We start from the raw sequence: 24,577 nt of genomic DNA on the forward strand, positions 1-24,577 counted from the left end.
CGGCCCTGTGACGGGTAAGGACGGGGAAATTCGGAAAATAAGGAGCGAGACGACCATGCACAAACCGTCCGTCGGCGTTGCCCTGGAAGGGCTGCCCTACATCATCATCTCCGCCTTTGCGACCCTGCTTTTCGCCGTACTGGACTGTTGGTTCATGGCGCTTCTGCTTTTGGGCCTGACCTGCTTCATCGGCCACTTCTTCCGCGATCCCGAGCGCGTGGGCCCGGAAAACGCCGATGCCGTGTGTTCCCCTGCGGATGGCCGTGTGATCAAGGTCGCCAGGGAAACCGATCCGGTCTCCGGCGAGTCCCGTCAGGTCATCGCCATATTCATGAACGTCTTCAACGTGCACGTGAACCGCATGCCGGTCTCGGGCAAGATCGAACTCATTCGCTACATCCCCGGCAAATTTTTCAATGCCTCCTTCGACAAGGCGAGCGAGGACAACGAACGGAACGTCGTGGTCGTCACGGGCAAAGGTAACCAGCGGTTTACCATGGTCCAGATCGCGGGCCTCATCGCCCGGCGTATCGTCTGCTGGGCCGAACCTCAGGATAAACTCAAGCGCGGAGAGCGGTTTGGTTTGATTAAGTTTGGTTCCAGAGTTGACCTTTACATCCCGGATGGCTATGAACCAACTGTCACCATCGGCCAGAAGGTCGTTGCCGGCGAGACCGCAGTGGCGGACAAGCGTAAGGCGTAAAACGGGATAAGCTAAGTTAAACAAATAGTTATTATGGCCAAGGAAAAGAAATTGCCGCGCCACAAGAGCGTCTACCTCCTTCCGAACCTGCTGACTACGGCCAGCTTGTTTCTCGGCTTTTTGGGATTGACCTGGGCAATCAAGGGGGACTACGCCTCCTGCGCCCTGTGCATCCTGTCGAGTTGCGTGTTCGACGGACTGGACGGCAAAGTGGCCCGCCTGACCGGCACCACCAGCGAGTTCGGGGTCCAGTTGGACTCCCTGGCTGACTTGGTGGCCTTCGGCGTGGTCCCGGCAACCATGGCCTATCTCTGGATGCTCAACGACTTTGGCCGGCTGGGGCTCATGGCAGCGTTTCTGTTCATGGCCTGCGGTGCTTTGCGCCTGGCCCGATTCAACGTCCAGGCGGCCACCAGTTCCAAGAAGCACTTCGTGGGCTTGCCTATTCCTGCGGCGGCCTGCACCCTGGCCACCTTGGTCCTCTTCACCGAGTATGTGCCCGAGCAGTATATGCACTCCGTGCTGCCCATCTTCACGCTCGGCTTGGTCTATGTGTTGTCCTTCTTCATGGTCAGCACCGTCCGCTTTTATTCCTTCAAGGAAATCAGTGCCTTCAAGGCGCATGCCTTCAGTTGGATGGTCACCGCCGTCCTGCTCTTCTCCCTGATTGCCTCGCGCCCCAAGGTGCTGGGCTTCGTCTTCTTCATGGGCTACCTCATCTCCGGCCCGATCTACACCCTCGTTCTACTATCCCGCTACGGCAAACGACTACTACGGGATAGCTCCAGCGAAGAGCTAGGTTAGCTCTCACTCATCCCATATTAGTACGTCGTACTGACCACGAGTTGCCACGCGCGGGTGCGTGTTGGCGCTTGCATACCCATACGCAAACAATTATGAACATACCCCCGGAAGGGGCAAAGTATCGGAGGATACCATGGCAGACAGAGTGTACGTATTCGACACCACCTTGCGTGACGGCGAACAATCTCCGGGCGCAACCATGAACCTGGACGAGAAAATCCGCATGGCCCGCCAATTGGAAACCCTGGGCGTGGACATTATAGAAGCCGGTTTTCCCATCGCCAGCGAAGGTGACTTCGAAGCGGTCCGGGCCATCGCCAAGGCCGTTGACAACGTCCAGGTCGCGGGCCTGTGCCGTGCAGTCAAGGGCGACATCGATCGCTGCTGGGAAGCGGTGAAGGAAGCCAAGCATCCGCGTATTCATACCTTCCTCGCCACCAGTGAAATTCATATGAAACACAAGCTGGGCAAGACCGCCGATCAGGTGCTGGTCATGGCCGAGAACGCGGTCAAACACGCCCGGCAGTACACGGACAACGTGGAGTTTTCCGCCGAGGACGCTTCTCGTTCCGACTGGGACTTTCTGGTCAAGGTCACCGAGACCGTTATTGCGGCCGGGGCCAAGGTGGTCAATATCCCGGATACCGTGGGCTACACCCAGCCGTTTGAGTACTATGAATTGATCAAGTACCTGATGGACAACGTGAAGAACATCGACGACGCTATCATTTCCGTCCATTGCCATAACGATCTGGGGTCTGCAGTGGCCAACAGCCTGGCCGCCATCCGCGCCGGAGCCCGCCAGGTGGAGTGCACCGTACTCGGCATCGGCGAGCGCGCTGGCAACGCCGCCCTGGAAGATTTGGTCATGGCGCTGAACACCCGCAAGGAGCTCTACAATGTGGAGACCGGCATCGTCACCGAGCAGATCTTCCCCTCCTGCCGTCGTCTCTCCCAGATCATAGGCATGCCGATCCCGCCCAACAAGGCCATCGTGGGCGCCAACGCCTTTGCTCACGAGTCCGGCGTGCACCAGGACGGCGTCATCAAGAATCGCCTGACCTACGAGATCATGACTCCGGCCTCCATCGGACGGACTTCCAATGACATCGTCATCGGCAAGCATTCCGGCTCCCACGCGGTCAAGAACAAGGCCGAGGAGCTGGGATACGAATTGGATGACGAGCAGGTCCAGGTGCTCTTCAAGGCGGTCAAGGATTTGGCCGACAAGAAGGAGCAGGTCTTTGACGAGGACGTGGAGGCGCTCATTCTGGAGAAAGTCTACCGCCGTCTGGACAAGTTCCGGTTGGTGGACATGTCGGTCTTTTCCGGCACCGGCGACGTACCCCCGCATGCGGCGGTGGTTATGGAGTTCGGGGAAGAGGGCGGCGAGACTGAGGTCCGCAAGACCAGCTCCTTTGGCGAAGGTTCCATTGACGCCGTGTTCCAGTCCATCTACAGCTTGGTGGGGGTTGCCCCGAAACTCGAAGTCTACTCGGTCAACGCCGTTACCGAAGGGTCCGACGCCCTGGCCGGTGTTGCCGTGCGCATAGAAGATTCAGGCGTCAAGGCCGTGGGCCGCGCCAACGACGGCGATGTCGTCAAGGCCAGCGCCTTGGCCATGATCAACGCCCTGAACAGAATGGATAAAGCCAAAGAGGAGAAATAGACCATGGGTCAGACGTTAGCTGAAAAAATCCTGCAGAATCATACGGACCAGGAGATCACCGAGGCCGGACAGATCGTCCAGTGTTCGGTGGACATGGTCCTGGCCAACGACATTACCGCCCCCCTGGCCATCAAGTCGTTCAAGGCCATGGGCGCGAAGAAAGTGTTCGACAAGGACAAGATTTCCCTGGTCTGCGATCACTTCACCCCGAACAAGGACATTGACTCCGCCGAGCAGGTCAAGGTCGTCCGAGAGTTCGCCGAGGAAATGGGAGTGACCCATTACTATGAATGCGGCGAGGTCGGCGTGGAACACGCGCTGCTGCCCGAGAAGGGCATCGTTGGTCCCGGTGACATCGTTGTGGGCGCTGACTCCCACACCTGCACCTACGGCGGTCTGGGCGCTTTCGCCACGGGCATGGGCTCCACCGACATCGGCGCGGCCATGGCTCTGGGCGAGACCTGGTTCAAGGTGCCGCCGACCATCCGCGTGAACCTGACTGGTACGCCCAAGGAGTACGTGGGCGCCAAGGACTTCGTCCTCAACCAGATCGGTCGCCTGGGCGTCTCCGGCGCGCTGTACAAGGCTCTGGAATACGGCGGCGAGGTAGTCGACAACATGTCCATGGAAGGGCGGATGACCATCGCCAACATGGCCATCGAGGCAGGCGGCAAGGTCGGCCTGTTCCCGGTGGACGCCAAGACCCTTGAGTACGCGAAGCAGGCCGGTTTCTCCGGGGGCGTGGCCATGACCGCCGACGCCGACGCCGTGTACGAGCAGGTCCTGAATATCGACGTTACCGACATGGACCCGCAGGTTGCCTGCCCGCACTTGCCGGACAACGTCAAGCCTGTTGACGAGACCGCCGGTCTCAACATCCACCAGGCCGTTATCGGCTCCTGCACCAACGGTCGCATCGAGGACATGCGCGAGGCTGCTGCCATCCTCAAGGGCCGCAAGGTTGACCCCAAGGTCCGCTGCATCATTCTGCCCGCCACTCCCTCCATCTGGAAGGCGTGCATGAGCGAAGGGCTGATGGAAATCTTCATGGACGCCGGTTGCATCGTGGGCCCGCCCACCTGCGGCCCGTGCCTGGGTGGTCACATGGGCATCCTGGCGGGCGGCGAGCGCGCCATTGCCACCACCAACCGCAACTTCAAGGGCCGCATGGGCTCCCTGGAGTCCGAGGTCTTCCTGTCCAACCCCGCCGTGGCCGCTGCCAGTGCCGTGGCCGGTGAGATCATCAACCCCGCCAAGCTGTAGGAGGCGACAATGAACGTTACCGGAACCGCCCATAAAGTGGGCGATCATATCGATACGGACGCCATCATCCCGGCTCGTTTCCTGGTCACCACTGATGCCAAGGAGCTGGGTGCCAACTGCATGGAAGGCCTGGAGGCCGGATGGGTGGAACGCGTCAAGGAGAACGACGTAATGGTCGGCGGTGTTAACTTCGGCTGCGGCTCTTCCCGCGAGCACGCGCCCATCTCCATCCTCGGTGCGGGCATCCCCGTGGTCATCGCCCACAGTTTTGCGCGCATCTTCTACCGCAACGGCTTCAATATGGGCCTGGTGCTGCTGGAGATCGGCGATGATATCGACAAGTTCAGCGACAAGGACGAGATCGAGGTGGATACCGCCACTGGCGCGATCAAGAATCTGACCACCGGCGTGACCGTCCAGGCCGCCGCTGTTCCCCCGTTCATGCAGGAAATCCTGAATGCGGGCGGACTGGTCGAATACGCCAAGAAGAAGCTGGCGTAGAGTTTGAATGGAGCCGCCTTCGGCGGAAATGAAGGGTGGTTTCGCCTCTGGCGGCCAATGGGGTGCGCCCCCTTTGGAAACCCTATATGCGCCTTTGGCGCAGGTGAATATTAAGTTTTGCCGTTAAGCACCCGCGAAGCGGCGACAAAAAGTTTAGGAGAGTCCGGAGAACCCTTTTCAAAGGGTTCTCTGGTCCCGCCAAAGGCGCCCCCCGGAGGGGTGCCGGAGGCATCCATACCAAGGAGATAGTCAATCATGAAGATTTGTGTACTGCCCGGTGACGGGATCGGCCCGGAGATCGTGGCCCAGGGCCTACGCGTACTGGACGCGGTGGGCGAGAAGTTCGGCCGCACTTTCGAGACCACCGAGGCCCTGATCGGCGGCGCGGCCATCGACGCCGCTGGCGAGCCCCTGCCCGCCGAGACCGTGGCCAAGTGCAAGGACGCTGACGCCGTGCTGCTCGGTGCGGTGGGCGGCCCCAAGTGGGATACCATCGACCCGGCCATTCGTCCGGAGAAAGGACTGCTTGGCATCCGCAAGGCGCTGGGCCTGTTCGCCAACCTTCGCCCCGCCAAGCTGTTCCCGCAGTTGGCCGACGCCTGCTACCTGCGCCCGGACATCGTGGCCCGCGGCCTGGATGTCATGGTCGTTCGCGAGCTGACCGGCGGCATCTACTTCGGCGAGCCGCGTTTTGACGGCGAGAAGGACGGCGAGCGTTTCGGTTACAATACCATGACCTACTACGAGCACGAAATCCGCCGCATCGCCAAGCTGGCCTTCGAGGCCGCTCGCAAGCGTTCCGGCCGGGTCTGCTCCGTGGACAAGGCCAACGTCCTGGACGTCTCCCGCGTCTGGCGCGAGATCGTCATCGACGAGCACAAGAATTACGCCGACGTCGAGCTGGAGCACCTGTACGTGGACAACGCAGCCATGCAGTTGGTGCGCGACCCCTCTCAGTTCGACGTGATCGTCACCGGCAACCTGTTCGGTGACATCCTGTCCGACGAGGCCGCGGCCATCACCGGTTCTATCGGTATGCTGCCGTCCGCCTCTCTCGGAGCGGAAAATCCGGGTCTGTACGAGCCTATCCACGGCTCCGCCCCGGACATTGCGGGCCAGGACAAGGCCAACCCGCTGGCCACCATTCTGTCCGTGTCCATGATGCTGCGCCACGCCTTTGACATGGCCGAGGAAGCGGACTGCATGGAGCAGGCCGTGGAGAAGACCCTGGAGCAGGGCTACCGTACCGGCGACATCTGGCAGGAAGGCGGCAAGTCCGTGGGCTGCACGGCAATGGCCGACGCCGTTCTCGCCAATCTGTAGTCGACAGCTGAAACATAATTGAAAGGGCCGTCCTCCAGAGGAGGACGGCCCTTTTTCTATTGCTGGGCGTCCAGTATCTCCTGCAACCGTTGTTTCAACTTGGGCGATGCCTCGGGCAGAGCTTCCCGGATTGTTTCAACCACGATGGGGTGCTGCTTGGCGTTGACCGTCAAGGACCAGCGAGCGGTGGCCTGGACCAGGGTTATCTTTCCATCGGGTTCGCCGCCGTCCAGGGCGGTGATGATTTTTTTGATGGGCCACTTCTCGCCCGTTGCGCCGAAGATGGCCCAGAAGCAGTCCAGGTGAAATGGGTTCGGGCGGGAAATTGCCTTGAGGTTAGGCTTGCGGGCTTTCAGCAGCCGGGCGGCATGAGTGCTCCCTTTGGCCGCCATTTTCGTCAGGTACTTGTGTCCGTATTCGTCATGCATCAGCCAGGCGGCTGCAATAGCCACCTGTTGGCGCTGCGGCGGGAAGCCTTCGGCCTTGGCAAGGGTCTCTGGAGCGTATTGCGGAGCTCCGTCCAGAGCAGTGGCCAGGAACAGGGCCGCCAGGTTCAGAGTGTCTGAGTCTTTGGGCGGGTGATTAGTCCAGAAAGCGAGATAGGCGGGTAGCAGCTCCGGGGTGGGATGAAGGTAGTAATGCATCTCGTCCAGTGGCGAAGACGCCGCATCGGTTCCCGTTTGGGCCAACGCCGGAGGAATGACGAGACAGGTGAGAAGAAGCAGGGTGGCTAAGTGGGAGAGTCTGGACATGGAAGGCTGAAGTCGAATCAATCGTTGAGCCCTGTCGCCTTGGATTTGATCTTGTTGACTTTCATGGCCTTTTGGGCCGTCTTTAGGTCGATGTAGCCCAAGGCCAGGCAGGAGCCGAGAAAGTCCATCTTGAGCACGCTCATCTTTTGCATGACCTTCTCGTTCTGCTCTAGAGATATCTTGCCCTCCTGAAGCAGGTAGCGGCTGACCTTCTGGTCCTCGTTCTCATCCTCTATGCCCAAGTCTCCGGCTGAGACGGTTTTGATGCCGTCCTGGCTGTTTTTCAGGGTGGAGAGCTTTCTTTCCTTGTCCTCCAGCTCCTTCCGCAGCTCCTTGCGTTGCTTCAGCATGAACTCGAGTCTGTGCTCCATGGATCGTTTCTGGGAGTCCAATGCGTTGACCTCCCTGACTCTCTGAGCAGAGATCTTGTTTATGGCCAGGAACAGGAGAACCGCGCTGACCAGGAGAATAAGGAAGAGGGTAATCATAGTGTCGGTTAGTTGCTCAGGATGTCGATCTCTTCATCCAAGGTTTCGATCTTGACTTTGAGGTCGATGATTTCTTTTTCAACCACGTCGATTTTCTGGGAAAGCTTTTGGGAATACGAGGCCACTTCGTTCTTCTTGCGTCGGACCTGGTCCGAATTGCTGTGGTAATGGACCATGATCATCGCCACGCAGATGAAAACGACCATTACGATAAGAAGCGATAGTGTGCTGATGTCCAACATGTAAACAATCCGTTGCGGTTTGGTTGTTTGTTTAATTTCTAGGTATCGACTTTACTTTTACATTGAAGTCAAAGGTTTGACAAGGTGTGCAAATGTAGGGGGTTTGGGGAGCCGACGAGTTACGCCATATGCTCGAGCAGAAAGTTTATCTTTTTGTATCTTGGCTGTTTCTTTACTTTTATTTCGAGTCGGAGGGCATCGCTCCGGCTTTTCGTACTTACGCAGGCCTCAAGGGAAACCGGTGTCCTGCTCCGGGTGTATTTTGCGCCGGTGCCCGAGTTGTGCTGATCGATGCGGCGTTTTACGTCCGTGGTCACGCCGCAGTAAAGAGTGTCGTCGGCGCAGCGGAGGAGATAGACGTACCAGGTGGGCATGGGGCGGTTGTAGCCAATGGGCGCGGGGCGGTAAAGAGGGCGCTTGCATATTGCCCGTGACCATTATATTCCCTTCACCCATGTCACGAATTACAGTTCAGGGTCTCGGCAAGTCCTATGGGGGCGAGGCCGTTTTTGCAGACGTTTCCTTCGAAGTCACGCCGGGCATGCGTCTTGCCCTGGCCGGTCCCAACGGGTGCGGCAAGAGTACCTTGCTCAAAGTGCTGGCGGGAGACGTGGAGCCTGACGAAGGGCAGGTCTCCGTTTCCGGTTCGGCGCGGGTCGGGTACGTTGAACAGGAGATGGGCGACGACATCCTTGCGCAGCAGTTGTTGTCCTGGGTCCTTTCCGCGTTGCCGTCCTGGAACGAGTTCTGGGAGCAGTGGGAACAGGCCGTGGCCGATGGAGACGACGCCCGCATTGAGCGGCTCGCCCACCGGCAGGCCGAGTTCGAGGAACTATACGGCTACAACCCGGACCACAAGGCGCGCGCCATTTTGTCAGGACTCGGGTTCGCTGACGGTGACCTGCACAAGAATCTCGGGGAACTCTCCGGCGGTTGGCGTGAGCGAGCCAAGCTCGCCCGCGTTCTGCTTCAGGGGGCGGATATCCTGCTGCTGGACGAACCTACCAACCACCTTGATCTGGAGGCGGTGGAGTGGCTGGAGGAGTACCTCCTGTCCTTCCGTGGGGCTCTAGCCTTTGTGGTACATGATCGGATTTTTCTCAACCGCGTGGGAACCCATGTGTTGTTCCTGGGCGGGGGCAAGCCTGTTCTGCGTAAGGGCTCTTTTGACGAGTATCTGGCCTGGGACGCGGAAAACGCGGACCAGCGGGCCAAGGAAGCGGCCAAGCTCTCGGCGCGCATCGACAACGAATACAAGTATATCAACAAGTTTCGCGTCAAGGCGCGCAAGGCTGCTCAGGCCCAGTCCAAGCTCAAGAAGGTGGAGAAGCTGGAGCGGGAGCTGAGTCAGATCAAGGAGTCGCAGGCCAGTCAGCATAGGGGCAGAAGCCTTAGCTTCCGGTTGCCGGAGCCCAAGCGCGGCGACAAGGTAGCCGTGTCGGTGGTCGATCTCGAATTTCACTACGAGGGCGGCGGCTCGGTCTGGCCCAAGCTTGATTTTCAGCTTTTCCGAGGCAAGAAGGTGGCTCTGGTCGCGCCCAATGGCGCGGGTAAGTCGACCCTGCTCAAGCTCATTGTGGGCCGCCTGGAGCCTTCCGCCGGACACACCAAGATCGGCCCAGGAACGGACGTGGGCTATTTCAGCCAGCACCAGCAGGAAATCCTGAATTTGGATAATTCGGTTCTCGGAGAGATACGACGACTTTCGGACCCCAATCTGACCGAAGAGCAGGTCATGTCCGTCCTCGGCCTGTTCCTGCTTGGCGAACCCTATTTCGATCGCAAGGTCAAGGGATTGTCCGGTGGCGAGAAATCCCGCCTGTTGCTGGCGACCCTGTTTCTGGCCCGTTCCAATTTCCTGATTCTCGACGAACCCACCAACCATCTGGACTTCGAAACCCGTGAAGGCCTTATCCGGGCCTTGAAGGATTACGAGGGCACGCTCCTGTTCGTGGCTCACGACCGGTACCTGCTGGGTGAGGTTGCTGAGGAGGTCTGGGCCCTGGACGAAAATGGAATCACTCCCTATCTGGGCGGATTCAAGGCATATCGGGAAAAGCTCAAGGAAGAAGAGTGCCTCAGAGAGCAGGCCGAATGTGTCCAGGAGCAGGCCAAGGAAAAGCGCAAGCTCACCAAGGAGGAGAAGCGCCGTCAGGCCGAGGAACGCAACCGTCTCTACCGCCAACTCAAGCCGTTGAAGAAAGAGTATGAAAAACTTGAAGTTCAGCTTGAAAAAGCGTTGGACGAGCAGGCGACAATCGAAGAGAAGATGAATGATCCCGCAAGTTATGAGAAGCCTGAAGAGGCGCTCAAACTCAACGCCTCCTACAAGGACGTTTCAGACTGGGCCGAGGAACTCATGCTCAAGATGAGCGAGATCGAGGAGCGCATGGAGGTCGTCACGGCCGAGGTGGGGGAAATCGAGTGAAGCCGACTATTCATGTGGTTGCGGGCATCATCTGGCAGGATGGGCGTTACCTGGCGGTGGAGCGTCCGGAAGGCTTTCCCATGGCCGGATGGTGGGAGTTCCCAGGCGGCAAGATCGAACTGGGCGAGTCCCAAGAGGACGCGTTGGTCCGCGAACTGCGTGAGGAGTTGGACATTACGGCCACGGAGCTCTCTTTCTGGCGGGAACTCGAACACGAGTACGACCGGTATTTCGTACGGCTGTATTTCTTTCATGTCACCGGCTTCGACGGCGAGTTGAAGTGCCTGGAAAATCAGCGCATGGAGTGGGTCGATCCGGGCGAACCGCCTGTCCTTGAGTTCCTTCCGGCGGACGTCGCCGTGGTCGAAGCCCTTCACTCCTGATCTTTCTTCGGTCTGAAAGGATTTCCCGGCATTTCTCCATTGAAGGTTGCGCCAAGAAAGCGTATGTAATTTCTCTTTCCCGCATCCCGGCGGGACAAGGATGAACATCGCCAACCGCAAGGAGTGTGCATTGCACGTCTGTGATTTGATCGAAGAACACTCTCCGTTTATTTCACTGGAATTCTTTCCGCCCAAGGAGAAGGAAGCGTGGTCGGGCTTTTTCGAGGTCGTTGAAAAGGTCAAGGCGCTTAATCCCCTGTTCGCTTCGGTGACCTACGGAGCGGGTGGCGGAACCCAGGACAACACGCTTGAGATCGCCTCGCGCATCAAGAAGGATCATGGCATCGAGCCGGTTACCCACTTGACCAGCGTGGGGGCGTCCTCCGAGAAGCTTGATGGCTTTCTGAAGAGCCTGCGCGAGGCGGACATCCAGAACGTCCTTGCCTTGCGCGGCGACGCGCCCCAGGGGGTGAAGGATTTCGATTTCGCCACCCAGGAGTTTCAGCACGCCACCGACGTCATCGAGTTCATCCGCACGCGATACCCGGAAATCTGCGTGGGCGGGGCCGCCTATCCGGAGCCCCACCCCGAGTCTCCCTCCATTCAGTCGGACCTGGAAATGGTCCGCCTCAAGGTGGAGAAGGGGGCACGTTTTCTGGTCACCCAGCTCTTCTTCGACAACCGCATGTACTTCGACTACATCGAACGGCTGAAGGAATTGGGTGCGGATGTGCCTGTCATCCCCGGGGTGCTCCCCATTATGAGTCTGCGCTCGGCCAAGTTCATCCTCGGCCTCTGCGGTGCGGCCATACCCGGTAAATTTTTGAGCGCGCTGGAAAAGGCGCATGTGGAGGGCGGAGACGAAGCCGTGTATGAACTCGGCATCGCCTACGCTACCAAACAGGCCCAGGAGCTCATAGACGGCGGCGCGCCCGGCGTGCACCTCTATACGCTCAACCGGGCCGAAGCAGTGTTGGAAATCGGAAAGAATTTAAAGATATGAGGTTTTGGAGAGAGTTATGAGCAAGAATCCTGTCGTTGCCGTCTGCGGCGCCACCGGCGCCGTGGGCCGTGAAATGTTGAAGGTCCTCGAACAGCGGGACTTCCCGTACAGCGAAATCATCCCTATGGCTTCCTACCGCAGCGCCGGTAAGAAGGTCCCGTTCAAGGGTGAGGAGCTGACCGTTGTCGAGCTGACCGAGAATTCTTTCGAAGGTGTGGACCTGGCCCTGTTTTCCGCTGGCGGCTCCACTTCGGAGAAGTTCGCCCCCATCGCGGCCAAGTCCGGTTGCGTCGTGGTCGACAACTCCTCGGCCTGGCGTATGAACGACGAGTGTCCGCTGGTGGTCCCCGAGGTCAATCCGCATGACCTGGACTGGCACAAGGGCATCATTGCCAACCCCAACTGTTCCACCATCCAGATGATGGTCGCTCTCAAGCCCATCCATGACGAGGCCAAGATCAAGCGCGTGGTGGTCTCCACCTACCAGGCCGTTTCCGGCACCGGCCAGAAGGCCATTGAGGAACTGGAGAACCAGGTCCGCCGCCTGATGTCCGGTCAGCCCGTGGTCGCGGATGTTTACCCGCACCAGATCGCCTTCAACTGTCTGCCCCAGATCGACGTGTTCATGGATAATGGTTACACCAAGGAAGAGATGAAGATGGTCAACGAGACCGTCAAGATCATGGGCGATCCGTCCATCAAGGTCACCGCCACCTGCGTGCGCGTGCCGGTCTTCTACGGCCACAGTGAGTCCATCAACATTGAGACCGAGGAAAAGCTGAGTGCCGATGACGTGCGTTCCCTGCTGTCCAAGGCCCCCGGCATCATCGTCGAGGACTATCCCGAAAAGAAGGCCTACCCCATGGCCATCAATGCAGCAGGTGAAGACGCCACCTACGTGGGTCGTATCCGCGAGGACGAAACCATCGCCAACGGCATCAACATGTGGATCGTTTCCGACAATATCCGCAAGGGCGCGGCCCTCAATACCGTCCAGATCGCCGAGACTCTCATTGAGCGTGACCTGGTTCGGGTGCCTTAAAGGACTTTATAATGGTCAAAGTCGCTGACAGGCAGGCCTATCTCGACGCCATGCTCGCCGCTCAAAGGCCGGGCATCGCCGAGATTCAGGCCTTTTACGAGCATCGCGTGGGCATGATCTGCACGGACCCCTCCGTGATGCTTATGCCGTGGGACGATCATCTGGTCCACCGCGGCGACGGCGTGTTCGAGGCCATGAAGTTCGTGGAGGGCAGGTTGTACCAGCTTGATCCTCACCTCGAACGCATGAAGCGTTCCTCCTCGGCCATCTACCTGGAGCCGCCGTGCTCCTGGGAAGAGATTCGAGAGCTGATCCTGGAGGTCTGCCGCGCCGGAGGAAAGGACACGGGCATGTTGCGCGTGTTCCTCGGACGCGGGCCCGGCGGATTCGGCGTGTTTCCTTCCGAATGCCCTGAATCGAGCCTGTATATCGTGGCGGGCAACCTGCATGTGCCGAAGGAGTCTGTCTACGAGAAGGGGGCTACGGCCTTCAAGACGTCCATTCCGGCCAAGCAGTCCTATCTTGCGACCATCAAGTCCATCGACTACCTGCCCAATGTGCTCATGAAGCGCGAGGCGCTGGAAAAGGGCTACGACTATCCGTTCTGTTTCGACAAGAACGAGTATCTGGCCGAAGGCGCCACGGAAAACGTGTGCATCGTCAACCGTGAGGGCAAGCTGGTCATTCCGGAGTCCACCAACGCCCTGGCAGGGACGACCCTGCTGCGGGCCGTGGATCTGCTCAAGGGCGATTTATCCGTGATCTTCCGAGGTATCACCAAGGAGGATATCCTGGAGGCCCGCGAGGTGATCATTGTGGGCACTACCGGGGACGCCATTCCGGTGGTCCGCTTTAACGGCAAGCCGATTCACGACGTGCAGCCCGGCCCGGTGGCCAAGCGCATTCGTGCGCTGCTCAGGCAGGACCTGCTGGAGAACGGCACTCCGCTCTAGTTTGATAAGGGAAAGTGAAATCAATGAGGGCCGCCTTTGGGCGGCCTTCTTTTTTTTACCGGCTGGCCTGGATAGTGTGGGGTTCCAGATCGAACTGCCGGATGGCCTTCCGGGTCAGGACGTCCGTGCCCATTTGCTGCATGTGGTATTCATGCATCATGCGGGTCACTTCCATAGCCGTGGGGATGACCATGAAGCTGTAGGCATGTGCCCAGGAGTCGCCGCGCAGATAGGCGAGAGCCCACTTGACCGTATGGATGTGAAAGCAGGACTGGTTGTTGATGACGATCATCGCCTTGCAGCGGCCGTCCTCGGCACGTTCACGGAAAGACACCTTGGCATGTTCGCAGGAAGACAGAGGATAGTCCACGTGCAGGAAACCGGCCCCGGCGCCTGCGGCCTGAATCCAGAGATCCCAGTCGCGGTATACCGTGTTGTCCCGGAAACCGACCGTCGCGTCGAATGTTTCTCGACGCATCATGACGGCGGGGCCGAGGATGTTTCTTGAATGGAGCAGGCCGTCGTCAAAGTCGGGCAACTGAACCATACCGGGCCGGATGGACTTGTCGTGCTTCGGCGCCAGACGGATGTAGTCGGCGTACATAACGTCCGCCTCGGCCCGGTCCTCAAACACGGAGATCGCGGTTGTCAGGTACTTCGGGTCCAGCCGATAGTCCGGACGAAGGAAGGCGAGCAGGCTGCCATGGCTTTCCTCCACGGCCCTGTTGCGGGCCGAGGCCGGAGTGGCGTCTGCGTCCACCCGGAGCAGGGTGACGTTGTCCATGCCGGTAATGGCAGACCAAAGAGATTCGGAAGAAGCTGAGTGGACGTCTCCACCTGCCACGATTACCTCGGTGCGTTCCAGTCCGGTGGACTGGCGGGCAACCGATTGCAGCAGGCGCGGCAGGCTCGGGTTTGCTTCCAGGTCGGAAACGATGATGGAGACGTAATGCTTGGTCATTGTCCTCTGCCCTTCCGTGGGTAAGCGTCAATGCATAAGCGGGACCGGGGACGATCCGTGTACCCATTTATCCTCACTCGTGCTTTTTTTATCGGCGCGATATGCGATTACTTTAGGGCTCGGATGATATTTTTTTGAAAAAAATTTGCTGGTACGGATTGGGCTCCCGGCTTGCGCGGGTGCCGCCCTTCACGTATGTATGGTAAAAGTATCAAATAGGTTATGCCTTCGGGCGGGTCGATTTACAATCCATTTGGTGGTGCAGCGTGGCAATTTTCAAGTGTGACTCCTGCGGGTACGAGCGTGAAGTTCCTGACAAGTTGAAAGGGAAAAAGGCCAAATGCCCTCATTGCGGTCAGGGGGTGAATATTGTCGCCGGTTCGACCGTTTCGGTGGCAAACGTTGCTGATTTTTCAGGGGAAGCGCTCGGCGGGATGCCGGAAGAGGGTGCACGCATGGAGAGCACGAACCCGGCGGAGCCGGAAACCGACAGGGGCAGTCAGGAGGATGTTCTCTGCCCTGAGTGTGGTGCGGTCATGGAGGGCGGTTTCGGGGAGTCGGTATGTTCCGAGTGCGGCCATGAACTCGTGCGCAAGGAAGACTTGAAGGAGTTGGATGAAGCCGATGTGGATGTTGAGGATCTGGCCCGACACAGGCCCCCGGAGGTCTGGGACCCCGAATTCGAGGCCGGGCCCGAGAGCCTCTCGGCGTTGGAATCAGGGGATGGTTCCTCCCGCGCAACCGGATTCTTCGGCGCGAGCCTGTTCCAAAATCTTTTTGCGGGTGTGATCTCGGGCGGCCTTGCTTTCTTTTTCGCCGTGGCCATGGCCATGCTGGCCACCGCCCAGTCGGGTATGCATCAGTTCCTGCCTTTCGTCCTTTCGGCGACCCTGGCGGCCATGGCCGTGGGCAGCGCCTTCTACTCGCTGCAAAGCCGCATTCCCTTTGGCCTGGCCGGGAGCGGCACCGTGGTCACCGCCATGATGTTTTTCTTCCTGGGAGCTGTTTACAGAAACATGGCAGGGCGTTTCGAACCCGATATTATCCTGTCGACGTTGGTTGCGGCCATTGTGCTCAGTTCCGTTGTCGTCGGCGTGGGTTTGTGGCTCATCGGGATCCTGCGGGCCGGCAAGCTGATCCGTTATGTTCCGGTTCAGATCATCGGCGGCGTCATCGGCGGTATAGGCATCTATGTGTTGGCCGGCGCCTTCGACTGGATGGGGGGCCTGGGGCTGCACTGGGGGAACCTTCTCTCAACAGCTCAGGAATGTATCGAAGGCCCCCTGTCGGGAGGCTGTCTACTGAACATGGTGCCGAGTCTGGTCTTCGGCTTGCTCCTGTTCTTCGGGCTTTCCCGATGCAAGAACTCCCTTTTTCTCTTTTGCCTTCTGCTGGTGGCCTGTGCTGCCGGATACGGCGTCTCTTTTTGGGGAACGGGCCAGGCTGACGGTCCTTTTTCCACCTCTGTGGCCGATCTAGCAAGTGGCGTCCCCCTGTATTCACTGGATGTGTTGAAGATGGGGCTGGGGGATGTGCAGTGGGATATCATCCGTGCGCACGGACTGTATCTCGGTGCATTGGGATGCATTGCCGCCCTGACAGGCATGTACCGTGTGACCAAGCTGGAGCTGGTGCTGGGCGGCGAGGTGGATTTCAGCAGGGAACTCCGGGCCTTGGGAGTGGTCAATGTCCTTTCCGGGCTTTGCGGAGGCATGCCTGCCGGAATATCCTTCGGTCGGAGTGCCGGAGCCAAAGCCATCGGTGGAAGCGGTCCGTTTGCCGGAGTCGTTGCCGGTCTGGTTGTCCTGACAGGTCTTTATTTTGCCAACACCGTCATGTTGTTCATTCCCCGTTTCGTGCCTGAAGGGATGTTGGTCTTCGCGGGGTTGGCGTTGGTACGCGGGTGGATGTTCAAGGCGCGCACGGCCTTTACCCGGCGGAACGACCTCTGGATGCTTTGGGTGACCTTTTTCGCTACCGTAGTTTTTGGTCTGCTTATTGGTACGGGCTTCGGAGTGGCCCTGGCCCTGATGGTCACGGTTCGTCGGTCAAGCAAGGGCGGTCCGGTGCGTAACGTCCTTTCCGGCGTCGCTCATCGCTCAAGTGTGGACAGGGCTTCCACACAGCAGCGGGTCCTGAGAGAATATGGGGATCACATCCATATCCTCCGGCTTCATGGATTTCTGTTCCTGGGCTCGATGGAAGAGCTGCTTTTGGCGATAAGGCAACGTCTTGATGACAGGAGCCTTTTGCCTGTGGAATACCTGGTCCTGGATTTCAAGATGGTTACCGGCCTGGCGTCGGCTACGGAAATAGGCTTCAGGAAACTTAATCGTCTGGCGGAAGAGTACAGTTTTGAACCGATTATCGCCAGCGCCCCGTTGGAGTTGGAGCAGCACCTGGAACAGGCCGGCTTTCTCGGTGGCGAGGAGGACGCGTTCAAGGTGTTCTACAATTTGGAGTACGCCATGGAGTGGTGTGAGAACCGGGTGCTGGATGCCGAAGGGTTCCTGGACATGCATGAGATGGCACTGCCTGATCTGCTTATGCCCGTGTTTCCCGAGCCCAAGTATATTCCCGCGTTGATGAAGGTGCTCAAACGGGTGACTTTCAAAAAGGGGGAGACCGTTTTCGCCCAGGGAGATGTCTCGGACGCCATGTATTTCGTGGAGTCTGGCAAGCTGGACGTGGAATTGTCGGTGGAGGGCGGCCGGGTCATCAGGCTCAAAAAGGTCGGTCCTGGTGCCGTTGTCGGCGAAATGGGCATCTACACTGCAGCGCCTCGGTCGGCCACGGTGCGTGCAACGGAAAAGTGCGTACTCTACCTGATGACTCTGGACAAACTGGAGGCCGTGGAGAAACGAGCTCCCATGCTGGTTACGGCCATCCACCGTTTCATGATCAACCTACTTGCCGAGCGGTTGGCCGAGGCCAACTTCAAAGTCCACAAACTGATGGGCTGACGTTTAGCTGTCTTTTTCCTGATTAATATATTCCTTGAGCGCATCCTTCCAATGGCGCGGGGTTTCTCCCGTGGTTTGGATGAATCGCGTCAGGTCGAGGACAGAGTAGGCGGGGCGCACTGCCGGAGTCGGGTACCCACTGGTGGGAATCGGTTCCACTGTGCAGGGAAGTCCGGCCAGGCGCACCGCTTCGCTGGCCAGGTCGAACCAGGTGGCGGTTCCTGAGTTGGCCAGGTGGAAGATGCCCGTGGCATCCTTTTCCAGCAGCTTGATTGAGTTGGCGGCAACGTCCGGTGTATAGGAGGGCGAACCGGTTTGGTCGTCGACTACCTTGAGAGTGTTTCTCTCCGTGGCCAGCGTGATGATCTTCTTCACAAAATTCATTTTATCCGGGCCGAACAGCCAGGACGTGCGGATAATTAAAGTGCCGTCGTAGCCGAGGGCGATAAGGTTCTTTTCTCCTTCCGCCTTGCTGATGCCGTAGACGGAGAACGCGCCAGGATTGTCGTAGACCGTGTATGGCGTGGTGCGATTGCCGCTGAAGACGAAGTCCGTGGAATAGTGGAGAAAGGGTATGCCTCTCCTGGCAGCTGCGGCCGCAAGCAACGGCGGTGCTGTGGCATTGAGGGCAAAGGCGACTTCTTCCTGTTCCTCGGCAAGGTCCACCTGAGTGTATGCGGCGGCATTGATCAGCACATCCGGATCGATCTTGTTCAAGACCCGCTCCACGCTTCCGGGGTCGACAATGTCGCAGTCCTTGCTTGAAAGCGGTTTCGGCTTGGCCTTGGCAGCCGTGAGCGCCTTTACCAGTGCCTGCCCGAGCAATCCGGTCTTTCCTCCTAGAACGGCGATAGTTTTACCTCGCAATTCCATCAGCGTCTTTCCTCGTACCAGGTGTTCATGAAGATGCGGTATTCGCCGCTCTGGACCTTTTCAAGCCATGCCGCGTGGTTTTCGTACCATGTCAGGGTGCGCTTCAGGCCGGTGGCGAGGTCGACCGTGGGCGCGAACCCGAGTTCTTCGGCAGCCAGAGAGAAGTCCATGGCGTACCTTTTGTCGTGCCCAGGGCGATCCGTGACGTGGGTTATGAGGGATTCTGGCTTGCCGAGCAGGGAGAGGAGCGTCCTGACCACGTTGATGTTGGCCTCCTCCGCATCGCCCCCGAAGTTGTATGCCCGGCCGGGACGTCCGTGCAGCAGGGTCAACTCAACCCCCAGGCAGTGGTCATCCACGTATATCCAGTCCCGCACGTTGAGCCCATCGCCGTAAACCGGCAGGGGCTTGTCCGACTTGGCGTTCAGGAACATGAGCGGGATGAGCTTCTCCGGGAACTGGTAGGGGCCGTAGTTGTTGGAGCAGCGCGTCACTAGGATGGGAAAGCCGTAGGTCTCGAAGTACGCCCTGGCCAGGAGGTCCGCGCCTGCTTTGGAGGCAGAGTAGGGCGAATTGGGAGCCAGCGGGGTAGTCTCCGTGAATTTACCCTCGTCGCCCAAGGTGCCATAGACTTCGTCGGTGGAGATGTGCACGAAGCGCTCCATGCCTCGCTGGCGTGCGCACTCCATGAGATTTTGTGCTCCCAACACGTTTGTTGCCACGAAGGGGGTGGGGTCGTTGATGGAGCGGTCCACATGGGATTCAGCGGCGAAGTTGACCACCGCATCGAAGGCGTGTCCAGCGAGCAGGTCCATGATTATGTTCCTGTCGCCGATGTCTCCCTGTACAAAGCGGTATCGGCCGCCGTTCTCCTCAAGGTCCAGCAGGTTGAGCCGGTTGCCTGCGTAGGTAAGCTTGTCCAGATTGGTGATGGACCAGTCCGGATGCTTTTCCAGCATGAGGCGGATGAAGTTGGTGCCGATGAAGCCGCATCCGCCGGTGACGAGTAGGTGCATAGTTTTTGGGGGCTAAGTGTTGTGCTCGGGGCGTGCCGCGAGAATCTCCCGAAATCTACAGCCGGGAGGGCAAAAAAACAAGGCGGAAGCTGTTTAGTCGGGTAACAGGTCGGTCTGCCTCATGGCCTCGTACAGCAGGATGCCCGTGGCCGTTGACAGATTCAGGCTGCGTACCTCTCCCCAAATGGGGATACGCACGGCATGAGGCGAGAGGGCCATGATCTCCTGCGGCAGGCCTCGTGTCTCCGGGCCCATGACGATGGTGTCTATGGGCTGAAACTGGAAGTTCTGGTGGGCGACAGAAGCCTTGGTCGAGGCCATGACCAGCCTGTAGGGCTCCACCGTGCGCACGAAGTGTTCGAAACTCGGGTGGATAGTCAGCTTGACGTGTTCCCAGTAGTCGAGCCCGGCCCGCTTGAGGTGTTTGTCGTCGGTTTTGAACCCCAGGGGTTCGATGAGGTGGAGCGGGGTCTTGGTGGCCGCGCAGAGGCGGGCAATGTTGCCGGTGTTCGGCGGAATTTCCGGTTCGAAGAGCACGATGCGCATGGATTACACGTCCAGTTTGATGGTTGCCTTGCCGGGGGAATATCCCTTGAGGGTGCGGATCATTTCACGAATCGAGGCGGAGATTATTTCTTCCACGAAGGGCTTCATGCCCACCGGCGCACCGTTGATGTCCACGGTGATGGAGTTGTGCATGGCCAGGCACGCCTTGGTGGTGACCGCGCCCCGCACGATCTCTGCGGCCAGGGTCCGGCAATCCGGGCGGCCGCAGGTTTCGCAATCCATGCCGGGCAGGAAGAAGCCCTTTTCCAGGACGATATCGGCCAGCGTCTCAACCGAGTCGGCGGCCTGGATTCCGTCCAGGGTCTTGTCGCCGTAGGTGGCGATGGCCAGCTCGGGGCCGAGCCAGTCGGTTCCATCGGAAAGGTCACCGGACAGGCAGAGGATGCGCGGCAGGAAGCCGAAGGACTTGCCGCCTTCCACTATGAGTACGTCCGCCGTGAGCAGCGGGAGCAGGTCCGGTAGGTGGCGACGCTTTGTCCAGTGAACAAAGGCTTCTTCAGAGCCGAGTCCGGCAACCGCGTCACAGACCTTGGCGTATTTTGCGGTATCCGTCTCTACCCAGTCCAGCCCGCTGTGGCTGAACTTGGCGGCCGCTACGGTAAGTCCGCGTGCCTTGAAGGTCTCTGCGAGCCTGATGCCGAGAGTTGTCTTGCCCGAATTCTTGGGACCTATGATGGAAACTGCCTTCATGATCAACTCCGCGAATTAGGTTATGTTCGTGATGATGCCGTTTTCCAAGTGGATGGTCTTGTCGCTCACCTGGTCGAGCCAGGGCAGGTCATGGCTGGCGATGACCAGGCAGGTGCCGTTTTTGTCCCTGGCACGCAATGCTGCCTTGCGTGTCAGTTCGGCGGATCTGATGTCGAGGCTGGCTGTGGGTTCATCCATGAGCAGGACGCTCGGCTTGAGCACCAGGCGGGCTGCCAGGGCCACACGCTGGGCTTCACCGCCGGACAGTTCGAACCACTGCCGGGGAGAAAACGACTCAGGGTCCAGGCCGACCTCCACGAGGGCGTTGTGCACCTTGGTGGTGATGTCTGATTTTCTTCTCACCCGGAGTCCGTAGGCGACGTTGGCATGGACCGAGCGTTTGAGCAAAAAGGGTTCCTGAACCAGCAGAGTCACCTGGCGATGGACTGCGCCAGGGTGTGTGGACGTGGGCGAACCCATGAAGGAGACCGTACCTTCCGTGGGAGCGTTGAGGAACGCCAAAATCTTGAGCAGGGTGGATTTGCCGGAGCCGTTGGGCCCGGCCAGGCCGATAATCTCGCCCTTGTTGATGTCGAGATGGTCGATTGAGAGGACGGTACGTCCGTTATAAATCTGCCGCACCTTTTCCAGGGAGATGAGCGGTTTATTCATTTGACCGCCTTTTTCTTCAACCCAGTGGCGGCAACGTTGACCACCAGGGCGACTGTAAGCAGGACCATGCCAAGGGCGATGCCCACGGCGAACTCTCCCTTGCCGGTCTCCAGGGCGATGGCAGTAGTGATGGTGCGCGTGTGCCACTTGATGTTGCCACCCACAAGCATGGAAATACCAACCTCGGAAACGATGCGCCCGTAAGCGGCCATGGCCGCAAGCATGATGGAAAATCGCGCTTCCATGACCGTAGCCCAGAGGATCTGTTTGGGGCTGGCCCCCAGAGTGATGAGGGTCATGGGCAGCCGTTTGTCCAAACCATCCACTGCATTGGCAGTCATGGCGACGATGATCGGCAGGCCGAGCAGGGTTTGGCCTATGGCTATGCCGGCCAGGGAAAAGAGGAGCCCTGTGCCGCCTAAGGGGCCGTGGCGGGTCAGGAAGGCGTAGACAAGCAGACCGATGACCACTGTGGGAAAGGATAGCAGAGTGTCCACGCCGGTGCGGACGATCTTTTTACCGGGGAAGGAATAGTGGCCGAGGCAAAAGCCGAGGGGGACGCCTATGGCGAGGCTGCAGAACATGGAGAGAGAGGATGCTCCCACCGTTGCCCAGATAGCCGAATAGGTCTCCGGGTCTCCACTGAACAGGAGCACGAAGCCTTGAAGAAAACCTTGAAGCAGATAATCCATGCGTATTCCTTTTAAAACGGGGGGACGGCATGCCCGTCCCCCCGAGAGGTCATACTAGGATTATTTTGCGTTGGGAATAAAAAGCTTCTGTCCGAGAAGCTTGAATTCGCCGATGGCCTTCTGGGTGGCCGGGGAAGCCATCCAGTCGATGAACTGGGTGGCCATCTCGTACTGGGCGTCCTTGCAGTGCTTGGTGTTCACGGCCAGGCCGGAGTACTGGTTGAACAGCACCTTGTCGCCTTCCACCAGAACCTTCAGCGGGGGATTGCCCTCGTGGTTGTGGGAGTACTTGATGTAGGTGCCGCGGTCGGTCATGGTGTAACCGGACTTCTCGTTGGCGACGTTGATGGTCGGGAGCATTCCCTGGCCGGTCTGGATGTACCATTCCTGCTTTTCGGGGACCGCCATGCCGGCGGACTTCCACAGGGAGATTTCCTTTTTGTTGGTGCCGGAGTTGTCGCCGCGGCTGGCGAAGACGGCCTTCTTGGCCTCGATGGTCTTCAGGGCGTCGGTGACGGACATGCCTTTGACGCCGGCGGGGTCGGAAGCGGGACCGATGATGACGAAGTCATTATACATCAGCTCCTTGCGGTCCACGAGGACGCCTTTGTCCATGTATACTTTCTCGGCGCCGGGAGCGTGCACGAGCACGACGTCCACGTCGCAGTTTTCAGCCATTTTCAGGGCCTTGCCGGTTCCCACTGCCACGAATTTGATCTCGATGCCCGTATCCTTAAGGAAGAGCGGTACGATCAGTTCGTCCAGCAGACCGGTGTTGGCGGTCGATGTGGTGGTGGCCATCATCAGCGTCTTGTTTGCCATGGCGGGCAGCGCGAGCGCGAGCGTCAGCATGGCAGCAAGCACGATGGTCATGATGCGTTTCATTGGTGTTCCCTCACTGAGTTGGTGGTTAATCCTTAAAGCCGCTTGAGGCTTCTCCTATCCCAAATTTCAAACACGAAAATATCTCCTATTCCTTGTCGTCGCGGTAGAATTCTCCCGATTTTCCTACCTGCATCTCCAAGATGTCGGATGCCTTTTCGATAGCGTAGTTTTCCACGTCAAGATAGAATTCAAGAAATTTTTCCATCAGTTCCTTGCCAAAAGGAGACAGGTTGAAACGCTGGCCCTGTCCTTTTGTCTTTTCCACCAACGGTTGTCCGATGCGCTCTTCAGCACTTTTCAGCTTGCCCCAGGCACGGCGATAGGACATGCCCAGAGCTTCCGCCGCCTTGCGGAGGGAGCCGAGTTTCTCGATGTGCTGGAGCAGCAAGGTCGAGCCTATTCCGATGTAAAGATCGTTTTCCTGTTCGATCCAGACTCGCAGACGTAAGGTTGCTTGATCAGATTTTGCCATGGGGTACCATAATGTTTTTGAATGATTAATACTATTAGACCGCAGAGGGTAGTATATGCAGGAAAAGCTTGATTAAGTCAAGCTTGGCATAATAGTATGTTTCAATCATAAGCCCCTGAATTTAAAGCAAAATACGGTCAAAGGAAAGTGTTTTTAGATCTGCGATTAGCATGGCTGAGGTGAGTTCGGACTGGCCTGTCGTCAGCAGTTTGACTGCCTCGGCAGCCATAAGAGCAGCGAAAAAAGTGACCGCCGGAGCAGGGCATCCAAGTTTTTCCTCCGCGCCGTTGTCGGTCCCCATGATGTCTGCCGGACCTTCATGTCCGGGCATGACCACTGCCACATAACCGGTCCAGCCCGCCAGGGCGCCGGTGACCAGAGGGATGCCTGCGTCTGCGGCGGCCTGCTGGAGCGCTGGGCGCGTCTTCAGTCCGCCGAGGGCGTCCACGGCCAGGTCGGCCCCGTCCAGAAAGTCGGGGAGGGTCCGGGCGTCGAGGAATTCGTTTTTCGCCTCAAAGGATACCGACGGGTTGAGTTGTTCTGCCCGTTCGGCGGCCACCTCGGCTTTGGGTCTATCCAGCGCTGCCGGAGAACTCAGAGCCTGCCGGTTCAGGTTGGTAGCCTCGAACGTGTCACCGTCCGCACCTCGAATGGTTCCAATGCCCGTGCGCAGGAAGACCTCCAGCAGGGTTCCTCCCAGGCCACCCAGGCCTACCTGGGCAATGGTCGATTCAAGCAGCTTTGCTTGGTGTTGTATGTCAATGATCAGTTGGTTTCTAAGATATCGGGCAGGATGAATGCCCAGAGACAGGGCTTTTGCTTCGACCACATGCCCTTTTACGCCATGCTCGTTTCCGATGGCCATGACCGCAGAAAGACCTAGGACCTGTCCATGTCCTCCGGACGGCAGGTCCTGGTCTACTGCATGCGTTCGAATGGAGTCGGCCAGCGGCACGCTAGCCTCCGCCTACGGCAGGGAAAAGCCCGACGCGATCCTTGTCCTTGATCTCGGTGTCCAGCTCCACCTTGAGGGAATTGACGAACATGATCGCCACATCCTTTTCGGGGATACCGACCTTGACCATGAGCGACCTGATGGTCTCTCCTTCCTCAATGGGATAATCCGCACTGTTTTCAGGCAGGAGAGGGGCCAGAGTCGCAAAGAGTTTTAATTCAATACCCATGTGTTTCCTCTAGCAATTTTACAATACTCGGTCAACGATTCCCAAAAA

General features: G+C 58.6%; 27 protein-coding genes. 12 read left to right on the top strand and 15 right to left on the bottom strand.

The features are described 5' to 3' along the window. Positions 1-55: 55 nt before the first annotated feature. The 6 genes from GM415_RS12685 (at position 56) to leuB (ending at position 6,263) form a co-directional block, all read left to right on the top strand. The gene (locus GM415_RS12685; RefSeq protein WP_158948736.1) at positions 56-703 is read left to right on the top strand and encodes a phosphatidylserine decarboxylase family protein; all 648 of its coding nucleotides are present in this window, start codon (positions 56-58) and stop codon (positions 701-703) included. Between the two features lie 33 nt (positions 704-736). Further along, a complete protein-coding gene (gene pssA, locus GM415_RS12690; RefSeq protein WP_158948738.1) occupies positions 737-1,507 on the top strand; it encodes a CDP-diacylglycerol--serine O-phosphatidyltransferase in 771 nt (256 codons plus the stop codon). A gap of 133 nt (positions 1,508-1,640) precedes the next feature. Continuing rightward, positions 1,641-3,176 (top strand): 2-isopropylmalate synthase, encoded by a 1,536-nt coding sequence (locus GM415_RS12695; RefSeq protein ID WP_158948740.1) that lies wholly within the window; start codon positions 1,641-1,643, stop codon positions 3,174-3,176. 3 nt (positions 3,177-3,179) lie between these two features. Beyond that, positions 3,180-4,439, top strand: coding sequence for a 3-isopropylmalate dehydratase large subunit (leuC, locus tag GM415_RS12700; protein WP_158948742.1), 1,260 nt, complete (start codon positions 3,180-3,182; stop codon positions 4,437-4,439). 9 nt (positions 4,440-4,448) lie between these two features. Beyond that, positions 4,449-4,940, top strand: coding sequence for a 3-isopropylmalate dehydratase small subunit (locus GM415_RS12705; protein ID WP_158948744.1), 492 nt, complete (start codon positions 4,449-4,451; stop codon positions 4,938-4,940). A 255-nt stretch (positions 4,941-5,195) separates the two neighbouring features. Continuing rightward, positions 5,196-6,263 carry a 3-isopropylmalate dehydrogenase gene (leuB, locus tag GM415_RS12710; RefSeq protein ID WP_158948746.1) on the top strand — a complete coding sequence of 356 codons (1,068 nt, stop codon included), beginning with the start codon at positions 5,196-5,198 and terminating at the stop codon, positions 6,261-6,263. 56 nt (positions 6,264-6,319) lie between these two features. Here leuB and GM415_RS12715 read toward each other — a convergent pair whose 3' ends face one another. From GM415_RS12715 to GM415_RS12730, 4 genes are all read right to left on the bottom strand, one after another. Then, the gene (locus tag GM415_RS12715) at positions 6,320-7,015 is read right to left on the bottom strand and encodes a hypothetical protein (protein ID WP_158948748.1); all 696 of its coding nucleotides are present in this window, start codon (positions 7,013-7,015) and stop codon (positions 6,320-6,322) included. Positions 7,016-7,032: 17 nt separating this feature from the next. Next, positions 7,033-7,503 carry a hypothetical protein gene (locus tag GM415_RS12720; protein ID WP_158948750.1) on the bottom strand — a complete coding sequence of 157 codons (471 nt, stop codon included), beginning with the start codon at positions 7,501-7,503 and terminating at the stop codon, positions 7,033-7,035. 8 nt (positions 7,504-7,511) lie between these two features. After that, a complete protein-coding gene (locus GM415_RS12725; protein ID WP_158948752.1) occupies positions 7,512-7,745 on the bottom strand; it encodes a hypothetical protein in 234 nt (77 codons plus the stop codon). Positions 7,746-7,864: 119 nt separating this feature from the next. Then, positions 7,865-8,119 carry a GIY-YIG nuclease family protein gene (locus tag GM415_RS12730; RefSeq protein WP_158948754.1) on the bottom strand — a complete coding sequence of 85 codons (255 nt, stop codon included), beginning with the start codon at positions 8,117-8,119 and terminating at the stop codon, positions 7,865-7,867. Positions 8,120-8,199: 80 nt separating this feature from the next. Here GM415_RS12730 and GM415_RS12735 point away from each other — a divergent pair, with 80 nt between their 5' ends. The 5 genes from GM415_RS12735 (at position 8,200) to GM415_RS12755 (ending at position 13,554) form a co-directional block, all read left to right on the top strand. Then, entirely contained in the window at positions 8,200-10,173 is a 1,974-nt protein-coding gene (locus tag GM415_RS12735; RefSeq protein WP_158948756.1) for an ABC-F family ATP-binding cassette domain-containing protein, read from the top strand. Beyond that, positions 10,170-10,556: a (deoxy)nucleoside triphosphate pyrophosphohydrolase gene (locus GM415_RS12740; protein WP_158948758.1), complete on the top strand. Its 387-nt coding sequence runs from the start codon at positions 10,170-10,172 to the stop codon at positions 10,554-10,556. Before GM415_RS12735 ends, GM415_RS12740 begins: the two co-directional genes overlap by 4 nt. A 130-nt stretch (positions 10,557-10,686) precedes the next feature. Beyond that, on the top strand, positions 10,687-11,559 hold the full coding sequence (gene metF, locus GM415_RS12745) for a methylenetetrahydrofolate reductase [NAD(P)H] (RefSeq protein ID WP_158950915.1): 873 nt from the start codon (positions 10,687-10,689) through the stop codon (positions 11,557-11,559). A 16-nt stretch (positions 11,560-11,575) separates the two neighbouring features. Beyond that, entirely contained in the window at positions 11,576-12,601 is a 1,026-nt protein-coding gene (locus GM415_RS12750; RefSeq protein ID WP_158948760.1) for an aspartate-semialdehyde dehydrogenase, read from the top strand. Between the two features lie 11 nt (positions 12,602-12,612). Continuing rightward, positions 12,613-13,554, top strand: coding sequence for an aminotransferase class IV (locus GM415_RS12755; RefSeq protein WP_158948762.1), 942 nt, complete (start codon positions 12,613-12,615; stop codon positions 13,552-13,554). A gap of 55 nt (positions 13,555-13,609) precedes the next feature. Here the strand turns inward: GM415_RS12755 and GM415_RS12760 are convergent, their stop codons facing one another. Then, the gene (locus GM415_RS12760) at positions 13,610-14,515 is read right to left on the bottom strand and encodes a glycosyltransferase family 2 protein (protein WP_158948764.1); all 906 of its coding nucleotides are present in this window, start codon (positions 14,513-14,515) and stop codon (positions 13,610-13,612) included. A gap of 455 nt (positions 14,516-14,970) precedes the next feature. Here GM415_RS12760 and GM415_RS12765 point away from each other — a divergent pair, with 455 nt between their 5' ends. Then, positions 14,971-17,478, top strand: coding sequence for a SulP family inorganic anion transporter (locus tag GM415_RS12765; RefSeq protein WP_242012242.1), 2,508 nt, complete (start codon positions 14,971-14,973; stop codon positions 17,476-17,478). Positions 17,479-17,481: 3 nt separating this feature from the next. Here the strand turns inward: GM415_RS12765 and rfbD are convergent, their stop codons facing one another. The 10 genes from rfbD to GM415_RS12815 all read right to left on the bottom strand — a co-directional run bounded on the left by rfbD (position 17,482) and on the right by GM415_RS12815 (position 24,529). Then, entirely contained in the window at positions 17,482-18,351 is an 870-nt protein-coding gene (gene rfbD, locus GM415_RS12770; RefSeq protein WP_158948768.1) for a dTDP-4-dehydrorhamnose reductase, read from the bottom strand. Beyond that, positions 18,351-19,367, bottom strand: coding sequence for a dTDP-glucose 4,6-dehydratase (gene rfbB, locus GM415_RS12775; protein ID WP_158948770.1), 1,017 nt, complete (start codon positions 19,365-19,367; stop codon positions 18,351-18,353). The genes rfbD and rfbB overlap by 1 nt, the downstream gene beginning before the upstream one ends. Positions 19,368-19,460: 93 nt before the next feature. Continuing rightward, positions 19,461-19,913, bottom strand: coding sequence for a tRNA (uridine(34)/cytosine(34)/5-carboxymethylaminomethyluridine(34)-2'-O)-methyltransferase TrmL (trmL, locus tag GM415_RS12780; protein ID WP_158948772.1), 453 nt, complete (start codon positions 19,911-19,913; stop codon positions 19,461-19,463). A 3-nt stretch (positions 19,914-19,916) separates the two neighbouring features. Continuing rightward, positions 19,917-20,624, bottom strand: a complete 708-nt coding sequence (locus GM415_RS12785) for a molybdopterin-guanine dinucleotide biosynthesis protein MobB (RefSeq protein ID WP_158948774.1) — start codon at positions 20,622-20,624, stop codon at positions 19,917-19,919. Between the two features lie 15 nt (positions 20,625-20,639). Beyond that, complete coding sequence (locus GM415_RS12790; RefSeq protein WP_158948776.1) at positions 20,640-21,296, bottom strand: energy-coupling factor ABC transporter ATP-binding protein; 657 nt, start codon at positions 21,294-21,296, stop codon at positions 20,640-20,642. Continuing rightward, positions 21,293-21,988, bottom strand: a complete 696-nt coding sequence (locus tag GM415_RS12795; protein WP_158948778.1) for an ABC transporter permease — start codon at positions 21,986-21,988, stop codon at positions 21,293-21,295. Before GM415_RS12795 ends, GM415_RS12790 begins: the two co-directional genes overlap by 4 nt. A 60-nt stretch (positions 21,989-22,048) precedes the next feature. Beyond that, on the bottom strand, positions 22,049-22,873 hold the full coding sequence (locus tag GM415_RS12800; protein ID WP_158948780.1) for an ABC transporter substrate-binding protein: 825 nt from the start codon (positions 22,871-22,873) through the stop codon (positions 22,049-22,051). Between the two features lie 85 nt (positions 22,874-22,958). Next, entirely contained in the window at positions 22,959-23,345 is a 387-nt protein-coding gene (locus GM415_RS12805; protein WP_158948782.1) for a winged helix-turn-helix domain-containing protein, read from the bottom strand. 121 nt (positions 23,346-23,466) lie between these two features. Continuing rightward, positions 23,467-24,300 (bottom strand): HesA/MoeB/ThiF family protein, encoded by an 834-nt coding sequence (locus GM415_RS12810; RefSeq protein WP_242012243.1) that lies wholly within the window; start codon positions 24,298-24,300, stop codon positions 23,467-23,469. Between the two features lies 1 nt (position 24,301). Continuing rightward, complete coding sequence (locus GM415_RS12815; RefSeq protein ID WP_158948784.1) at positions 24,302-24,529, bottom strand: MoaD/ThiS family protein; 228 nt, start codon at positions 24,527-24,529, stop codon at positions 24,302-24,304. Between the last annotated feature and the right edge of the window lie 48 nt (positions 24,530-24,577).

The sequence above is a fragment of the Pseudodesulfovibrio cashew genome, assembly GCF_009762795.1.
Taxonomy (GTDB): Bacteria; Desulfobacterota; Desulfovibrionia; order Desulfovibrionales; family Desulfovibrionaceae; genus Pseudodesulfovibrio; species Pseudodesulfovibrio cashew.